Raw genomic sequence first — 8,663 nt, 5'->3', positions numbered from 1 at the left:
GCCTTCGCCCGCGTGCACGATTGGTACGGCGCGTCGCTGGCGCGCGTGCTGGGCCATGCACGCCTGACGCTCCTGCTGCTGGCCGGCGTCGTCGGCCTGAACGTCTACCTGTACGTGCAGGCGCCCAAGGGCTTCCTGCCCGTGCAGGACACGGGACAGCTGATGGGCTTCGTGCGGGGCGACGACGGCTTCTCGTTCCAGGTCATGCAGCCCAAGATCGACCAGTACCGGCAACTGGTGCTCAAGCACCCGGCCGTGCAGGACGTAATCGGCTACAACGGCGGCGGCCTGGGCATCAGCAATTCGCTCTTCCTGATCCGCCTCAAGCCCGCCGCCGAACGCGGCGAGTCCTCCACCGAGGTCATCAACTGGCTGCGCACGAACGCGCCGGCGGTGCCCGGCGGCATGTTCTTCCTGAACGTCGACCAGGACCTGCGCATGCCCGGCGGCTTCGGCAATTCGGGCGACCACGAACTGGCCATCATGGCCAGCGACGTCCCGTCGCTGCGGGAATGGTCGCGCAAGATCTCCAAGGCCATGCAGGACATCCCCGAACTGCGCGACGTCGACGCCCAGGGCGACGGCGCCACGCAGCAGGTCGTGATCGACATCGACCGCAGCGCCGCGCAGCGCCTGGGCGTGGACATGGACACCGTCAGCAGCGTGCTGAGCAATTCGTTCAGCCAGCGCCAGGTCGCCACCTTGTACGACGCCATGAACCAGTACCGCGTGGTGCTGGAGCTGGACCCGCGCTACACCGAGGATCCCGAGGTGCTGGAGCAGGTGCACGTCGTGGCCGCCGACGGCAACCGCGTGCCGCTGACCGCGTTCGCGACCTACAGCAACGGGCTCGTCAACGACCGCGTGTTCCACGACGGCCTGTTCGCGTCCGTGTGGGTGGGCTTTTCGCTGGCGCCTGGCGTCTCGCTGGAACAAGGCCTGGCCGCCATCGACGTCGCCATGGCCAAGCTGATGGTGCCGTCGCACATCCAGACGCGGCTGGGCGGCGACGCGCGCAACTTCCAGCAGAGCCTACAGGACCAGCCCTGGCTGATCCTGGCGGTGCTGGTCGCCATCTACCTGGTGCTGGGCATCCTCTACGAGAGCCCGCTGCATCCCCTGACGATCCTGTCCACCCTGCCGTCCGCCGGCGTGGGCGCGCTGCTGGCGCTGCGGCTGGCGGGCATCGAATTCACCCTGATCGCGCTCCTGGGCCTGTTCCTGCTGGTGGGCATCGTCATGAAGAACGCGATCCTGATGATCGACTTCGCCATCAGCCTGGAGCGGCGCGAGAACCTGACGCCCGAACAGGCCATCCACCGCGCGGCCATGCTGCGCCTGCGCCCCATCGTCATGACCAACCTGGCGGGCCTCTTGGGTGCCCTGCCCCTGGTGCTGGGCATGGGCGAAGGATCGGAGCTGCGGCGTCCGCTGGGCATCGCGATCGTGGGCGGGCTGATGATCAGCCAGTTCCTGACTTTGTATACGACGCCGATCGTGTATCTGGCGCTGGAGCGGCTGCGGCTGAAGGCTCGGGCGCGGATGGAGCGCCATTCCGGCGCGCCGGCGCAGGGCGGGGACTGATCCGCGGCCCCACCCGCAGGCATGCGCCCGGCTCGGGCGCGACCCTCAAATAGGGTATGTACAGCCCCGCCCCCCGAGTCCGAACATGCGCATTCTGCCGCCGGCAAACCCGCGTGCGCCGGCCATGACGGACCCCGCCACCTCCCTTTGACAACGGAGAGCAGCGATGCACGAAATCATCGATTCTCCGCAGAACCTGAGCGAACACGCCGACCGGCTTTTCCAGGAAGGCGTGCGCACGGTCATCCGCTACTACAACCACCGGAACTCCACGACGCTTCCGTCGAAATGCCTGACGCCGGCGGAGTACCAGGCGCTGACCGACAGCCGGCTGAATGTCGCCGTTGTGTTCCAGCAACGGGGCGGCGCCGGCGGCTATCTGGACGATTTCGGCGCATCCAAGGGGACGCGCGACGCCACCCGCGCCCTTGCCCTGGCGGATTCGATCGGCCAGTCCGACGGATCGGCGATCTACTTTGGCGTGGACCACGACTTCTTCCGGCCACGCGAACTCGATCAGCTGGAGCGCTATTTCGCCGAGGTCAAAGCCAGGCTCGAAGGCAGGTTCCGGGTGGGCGTGTACGGCTCCGGCGCCGTCTGCAACCGCCTGCGGACGGCGGCGCTGGCCGAGCTGTTCTGGCTGCCGGCCTCGATGGGATGGTCCGGTTCCAGGGCGTTCCTGGAATCCCAGCACTGGACGCTGTTCCAGAAGTTCCAGAACCTGCGGTCCGACTTCGGGGGCTTTCACTACGACGGCAATCTGTTCAATCCCGCCTTCGCCGATTTTGGCCAGTTCGGCCAGTCGCCGCGCGCCTACGAACCCCGCCTGGCGACGACCGAGCGAATCAATGGCGTGGCGGTGTACGAAGTGATCGCCCGCAGCGGCCTGCGCCTGCGCGGCGGGCCGGGAACGGACTACGACGCGTCCACCACGCTCGCGCACGGCAGCATCGTGCACGGGTTCGGCCAGGAAGGCGCCTGGACGAAGGTCGACGTCAACGGCGACGGCGTGACCGATGGATTCGTGTCGCGCGAGTTCATCAGGCCCCTCTCCGGGGGCCTGCCGCTCCCCCCTTCCGCGGACGCGTCCTCGCCCTATGCCGTCGCGCAGGCCGAGATGGCGCTCGGAATCCGGGAGATCGCGGGACGCGAAAACAATCCGCGCATCGTGCTCTACCACGAGAGCACAGAGGGCGGCGCGGCGCCGGATGAAACCGCCTGGTGTTCCTCTTTCGTGAACTATTGCGTCGAACAGGCGGGCATGACGGGAACCCGGAGCAAATGGGCGCGAAGCTGGCACGATCAGGGCTGGGGCCAGACGGTGACCGATGCGCCGCGGCCGGGCGACATCGTCGTGTGGCGCCGCAAGAACGCGGACGTCGACGGCGGCCACGTCGCCTTCTTCGTCGAGATGGCCGGCCAGGACGCGATCCGCGTTCTCGGGGGCAACCAGGGCCAGCGCGTGCGCATTGCGACCTATCCCGTCAACGGCGTGCTGGACGGAACCACTTACAGCCTGCTGTCCATCCGCCGGTAGTTCCGACTAGCGCTTTTGGGCGAACCCGACACCCCGGGTGCGCTCTAGCCGGAACCGGAAAAGCTCAATAGAATCGATTGGCATGCTCAAGCGCGCCCGTTTCGCCCGGGAAATTGCCGCTACCTGGCCTTCCCGGGGGCAACCTGCCGCTTGCGCTGCCGACGCGGGCGCCTGACAGCGCCGGCGCCGGGCACTTTGGCGTTCAGGGCGCGCGGCAACATCGGACCGCCGCCTGGACCGTTGCGGTTAGGCTCTTGACAGACCTGGTGCCCAATGCGGCCGAAGCCTTGTTTCAATCGCCTGCTGCTGACCGGTGCGCTTTGCCTGGGCGGCTGCGTGCAAGTGGGGCCCGACTTCGCGCCCCAGCGCGAAGCTTGGCCTGAACATTGGGACACGCCAGCCCTGCAACAAGCCAGCGAAACACGCGCCCAGCCCGATGCCCGCCAATGGTGGCGCATCTTCGACGACCCCGTCCTTGAATCCCTGATCGCCCAGGCCGACGCCCACAATCCGGGCGTGCAGCTTGCCGGCCTGCAGATCATGGAAGCGCGCGCGCAACTGGGCATCGCAAGAAGCGGCGCCTATCCCCAGAGCCAGGTCGTCGGCGCCGATGCGCTGTACCAGACCCGCTCGTCGCGGTCGGCGGAAGGCAATCCGCGGCCCAGCAGCTTCTGGCAGTACAGCGCTGGATTCAACATCGGCTGGGAGCTGGATTTCTGGGGTCGGTTCAGCCGCGCCATCGAGTCGGCCGATGCGGCGTACTTCGCGGCCGAAGCCAATCGCGAAGACGTGCTGGTGCTGCTGCACGCCCAGATGGCCGAAAGCTACTACGCCCTGCGCACCGCGGAAGCCCGCCTGCGCATCGCGCGCGACAACGCCGTCATCCAGAAGCGCAGCTACGAAATCACCGAGCGCCTGTTCAACAGCGGCGAAACCGACGAACTGGACCTGCAGCAGGCGCGCACGCAGTACCTGGGCACCCTGAGCACCATCCCCGAGTTCGAAAGCCAGATCATGCGCACCCGCAACGCGCTGGCGGTCCTGGTCGGCAAACCGCCCGGCCCGATGCCCGACGTGCCGGACCTGGCGGCCAAAGAGGCGGTCATCCCGCTGATCGACCGGGCGGTGCTGCAGGACGTTCCCGCCGACCTGCTGCTGCGCCGCCCGGACATCCGCGCGGCGGAATTGCGGATCGCCGCGCAGTCGGCGCAGGTGGGCGTGGCCGAGGCGGAACTCTATCCTTCACTGACTCTTCTGGGCAGCATCGTCTGGACCGCGACGTCGCTGGCCGGCACGTCGGGCGGCGCGGCGCTGCTTGCCGGGCCCACCCTGAACTGGAATGTGTTCGACCACGGCCGCCTGACCAACGCGGTGCGGGTGCAGGACGCCCGCCTGCAGCAGCTCATCGTCGTCTACCAGGACGCAGTGCGCCAGGCGGCGCGCGAGGCCGACGACGCGGCCACCGGCCTGATCAAGTCCCTGGAGCGCGACGGCATCCTGCACGACTCCGCGCTGGCGGCCAAGCGGTCGCTGACGCTGGCCAACGCGCTGTACCGCGAGGGCTATTCCGACTTCCAGCGCGTCCTCGACGCCCAGCGCGCCCTGGCCACCCAGCAGGATGCCTACGTGGTGAACCGGGGCAACGCGGTGCGCGACCTGATCGCCCTGTACAAGGCGCTGGGCGGCGGCTGGTACAGCGACCAGCCGGTGCTCGACCCGGCCACGCGTGAACAGATGCAGCAGCGCACCAACTGGGGCGACCTGCTGTCCGACGCCGGCCGGCCCGCGCCGGTCTCCGCGATTGCCAAGCCAGAGGGGGCGACCCGATGAACAGTTCCAGGCCCGCGGCTCCCGCGTCCCGGCCGGCGGAAGCACCGCCGCCGCCATCGCCACCGCCGCCCCCCGCCGCCGATCCCGCCAGAAAAGGCGTGCGGTGGGTGGTGGTGGTGATCGTGCTGAGCCTTGTTTGGTATCTGCTGGCCGATCGCTACACCCCGTACACCCAGCAGGCGCGCGTGGAGGCGTTCGTGGTGCCCGTGGCCTCGGAAGTTTCCGGGCGCGTCGCCAAGGTCCATGTGCGCAACAACCAGGACGTGCCGGCGGGCGCCGTGCTGTTCGACGTCGACCCGGAGCACTACCGGATCGCCGTGGACCGCGCCCGCGCCGACCTGGACGCGATGCGCCGCCAGATCGGAGCCAGCACCGCCGGCATCGATTCGGCGCAGGCGTCGCTGCGCGCCGCGCAGGCCAACGAGGTCAGGGCCCGCCAGGACAGCACCCGGCTGGAACGCCTGTACCGCGATGACCGGGGCACGATCTCGCTGCGCCGGCTGGAGATCGCGCGGGCGAACCTGGCGCAGGCGGTCGCCCAGGTGGCGGCGGCGCGCGCCGAGGTGCAGCGGGCGCGCGAGCAGGAAGGCGGCAGCGAAGAAGACAACGCCAAGCTGCGCAGCGCCGCGGCCGCGCTGGAAAAGGCCGAACTCGACCTGGCCAACACGCAGGTGCGGGCGCGCACGGCCGGGCTGGTCACCGACCTGCGGACCGACACGGGCCAGTTCGCCGCGGCGGGCAAGCCGGTGATGACCCTGATCGCCATCCACGACGTCTGGATCAATGCCGACATGACCGAAAACAACCTGGGCCATGTCGAGCCCGGCACACCGGTGTCCATCATCCTGGATGCGCTGCCCGGCCGCGTCTTCGAAGGCCGCGTGCGCAGCGTGGGCTATGGCGTCAGCGTGGGGCCCGGCACGCCGCCGGGCAGCCTGCCCAGCGTGCAGAACAGCCGCGACTGGCTGCGCCCCGCCCAGCGCTTTCCGGTCGCCATCGAGATCAATCCCGGCGAGCTGCCCTCGCTGCGCGGCGTACGCGTGGGCGGCCAGGCGGAAGTCATGGCGTTTCCCAGTCCGGGCAATCCCCTCAATCCGCTGGGGCGCCTTTACCTGCGCCTCATGAGCTGGCTGTCGTATGCCTACTGACGCCCTGCCCGCCAGCCGCGATCCCCGCGGCCACCGCGCCCTGCGCCTGGGCGTGGGCACGGCCTTGTGCCTGGCCGTCAGCTTCGGGCTGGACATGCCGATCCCCATGGTCGCGCCGGTGCTGGGCGTGTTCCTGCTGGCTTCCATGAACCGGCCGCTGTCGGTGAAGGCCGGACTGGGCCTGGCGCTGGTCGCGCTCTTTGCCACCGGCAGCGGCCTGGCCCTCATCCCGCTCTTGCGCTATTACCCGGCGGCCGGCGTGCTGCTTATCGCGCTGTGCCTGTTCCTGGCCTTCCGCCACGCCCTGCGCGGCGGCAACAACCTGCTGTCCACCTTCCTGATCATCGGCCTGACCATGATCTCGGCGGCGGGCACGTTCGACTTCGGCCTGGCCGTCACGGTGGTCGAGGCGCTGGTCAAGGGGCTGCTCCTGGCCGCGCTGGTCCTGGGCGTCTGCCACTGGCTGTTTCCGGAGCCGCCGGGCATGCCGCCGGCGCCGCCCGCCCCGGTCCTGCCGCCGGCCGAGGCCAGCCGCATGGCCCTGCGCGCGGCGCTGGTCGTGCTGCCCGCCTTCCTGCTGGCGCTGACCGATCCCCTGGCCTACATGCCCATCATCCTCAAGGCCGTCAGCCTGGGCCGGCAGAGCTGCGTGACCGCGGCGCACGGGGCCGCGCGCGAGATCCTTGGCTCCACGCTGCTGGCCGGCGTGCTGGCCGTGCTGTTCTGGTTCGGCCTGCGGCCCTTCCCCTGCCTGTGGATGTACTTCCTGTGGATGCTGCTCTTCGCCCTCGTCGTCGCCCGCAAGCTCTACCGCCTGAGTCCGACGCCGCACCCGCCCAGCTTCTGGCTCAACACGCTGGTGACGCTCATCATCCTGCTGGGCCAGTCGGTGCAGGACAGCATTGCCGGCAAGGACGTCTACACCGCCTTCGCGGTGCGCATGGGGCTGTTCATCGCCGTCACGCTGTATGCCTGCCTGATGCTGCAGCTGCTCGAGCCGCGCCCCCGGGCGCCGCGCAAACCCGGACTTCTCACCCGCCTTCCAATCGGACGCCTGAAAAGGAGCCAGCCATGAACACCCCAGACACGCAACCCGACGCCGCCCCCGCCGCGGGATGGCGGTTCAAGTGCGGCATCGGCCTTTTCATCCTTGCCTTCGCCCTGTGGTTCCTGATCCCGATCGCGGCCGCCGTGGATGCGCCGGGTTCTCGTATCGCCGCGCTCACCGGCGCGATCTTCATCGCCAACAAGGTCCTGTTGATCACCTGCATCGCGGTGATGGGCAAAGAAGGCTTCCAGCAGCTCAAGGGACTGATCTTCGGCCACGCCAAAAAGCTGGCGCCGGCGAAGAAGGTCGGCCCCGTCCGCCACGCCATCGGCCTGATCATGTTCATCCTGCCCTTGCTGACCTCGATGCTGGAACCGTATGTCGACCAGATCTGGCCCGGCTTCCGGCCCCGGCTGTGGCAGGCGCAACTGGCCGGCGACGTGATGCTGGTCGCCAGCTTCTTCGTGCTGGGCGGCGACTTCTGGAACAAGCTGCGCGCACTGTTCATCCGGTCGGTATAGGCAAGCCGCCTGCGCGCGGTCAGGCCTGGTCCGCTTCCGGCGTCCGCGGCGCGGCCGTCAATCGCCGCGCCATGAACTCCAGGAATTCCCTGGCCAGGGGCGGCAGGGTCCTGCCCTGCAGGGTCACCACCTGGATGCTGCGCTGGCGCATTTCGGGATTGCTGAACGGCACGGCCGCCAGCCCCGCGCCTTCCAGGTGGCCCATCACCGTCAGGTAGCCCGACAGGGCCACGATCTGGCTGCCCGGCAGCATGGGCAGGAAAGCCGCGGAATGGTTGGACACGTAGGCGGGTTCGATATGCAGGCCGGCGTTGGCGCAGGCGGCATCGAACAGCTGCCGCACCGTCGTGCCGTGGTCGCCCAGCGACAGCGGCACATCCACGAGATCGCGCATGTCGATCGCACGCCGGGCCGCCAGCGGATGGCGGCGGCACATGACCGCGTACACGGGCGCGCGCGTCAGCAGCTCGGTCTTCAGGCGATCGTCCTGGGCCACCGTGTAGCGCAGCGCGATCTGCGACAGGCCTTCCAGGATGTGGCGGCTGACCTCTTCCGGGCGCTCCACGTGCAGGTGAAAGCGCGCCTCCGGTCGAACCTGCTTGAAGTCCGCCATGCACATCGGCAGGAAACGGTGCGCGAAGCCTTCGGTGCAGGCCAGCCGGATCGTGACGTCGCCCAGGACGCCGCGCTGGCGGATCTCGGTGGTGATGCGGTCGGCCTCCAGCGCCGCGGCATTGGCGTAGGCGGCAAGCTGGCGGCCGGCTTCGCTGAGTTCCATGCCGCGCGCCTGGCGTTCGAACAGCGCGATGCCCAGGCCGTCTTCCAGCTTGGCGATCTGGCGGCTGACGGCGGAGGCCGCCACATGCTGCGCCGACGCGGCGCCCGCGATCGAGCCGCAGCGCGCGACTTCCAGGAAGTATCTCAGGCCGAGCGAAATCATGGACGGGCTCCGGATGGCATGCCTTTATGGCAATGCATAGATGCTAATTATCTAA

General features: G+C 68.9%; 7 protein-coding genes. 6 read left to right on the top strand and 1 reads right to left on the bottom strand.

Annotation, left to right across the window (positions count from 1 at the left end):
• The 6 genes from ABE485_RS27520 to ABE485_RS27495 form a co-directional block, all read left to right on the top strand.
• Positions 1–1,584: efflux RND transporter permease subunit (locus tag ABE485_RS27520; protein WP_346518428.1), on the top strand; the 1,584-nt coding region annotated here is incomplete at its 5' end.
• Positions 1,585–1,750: 166 nt separating this feature from the next.
• Positions 1,751–3,121 (top strand): TIGR02594 family protein, encoded by a 1,371-nt coding sequence (locus ABE485_RS27515; RefSeq protein WP_346518427.1) that lies wholly within the window; start codon positions 1,751–1,753, stop codon positions 3,119–3,121.
• Positions 3,122–3,394: 273 nt separating this feature from the next.
• Positions 3,395–4,951: an efflux transporter outer membrane subunit gene (locus tag ABE485_RS27510; RefSeq protein ID WP_346518426.1), complete on the top strand. Its 1,557-nt coding sequence runs from the start codon at positions 3,395–3,397 to the stop codon at positions 4,949–4,951.
• Positions 4,948–6,099, top strand: a complete 1,152-nt coding sequence (locus ABE485_RS27505; protein WP_346518425.1) for an HlyD family secretion protein — start codon at positions 4,948–4,950, stop codon at positions 6,097–6,099. Before ABE485_RS27510 ends, ABE485_RS27505 begins: the two co-directional genes overlap by 4 nt.
• Positions 6,089–7,174 carry a DUF2955 domain-containing protein gene (locus tag ABE485_RS27500; protein WP_346518424.1) on the top strand — a complete coding sequence of 362 codons (1,086 nt, stop codon included), beginning with the start codon at positions 6,089–6,091 and terminating at the stop codon, positions 7,172–7,174. Before ABE485_RS27505 ends, ABE485_RS27500 begins: the two co-directional genes overlap by 11 nt.
• Positions 7,171–7,668: a transporter suffix domain-containing protein gene (locus tag ABE485_RS27495; protein WP_346518423.1), complete on the top strand. Its 498-nt coding sequence runs from the start codon at positions 7,171–7,173 to the stop codon at positions 7,666–7,668. The genes ABE485_RS27500 and ABE485_RS27495 overlap by 4 nt, the downstream gene beginning before the upstream one ends.
• Positions 7,669–7,687: 19 nt before the next feature.
• Here ABE485_RS27495 and ABE485_RS27490 read toward each other — a convergent pair whose 3' ends face one another.
• The gene (locus ABE485_RS27490; protein ID WP_346518422.1) at positions 7,688–8,608 is read right to left on the bottom strand and encodes a LysR family transcriptional regulator; all 921 of its coding nucleotides are present in this window, start codon (positions 8,606–8,608) and stop codon (positions 7,688–7,690) included.
• Positions 8,609–8,663 lie beyond the last annotated feature (55 nt).

Origin of the sequence: Achromobacter spanius, assembly GCF_039673305.1 — a bacterium.
GTDB classification, from domain to species: Bacteria; Pseudomonadota; Gammaproteobacteria; order Burkholderiales; family Burkholderiaceae_B; genus Achromobacter; species Achromobacter spanius_F.
Note: the sequence above shows the minus strand (reverse complement) of the source record. Positions and strands in the feature narration are given on the sequence as shown.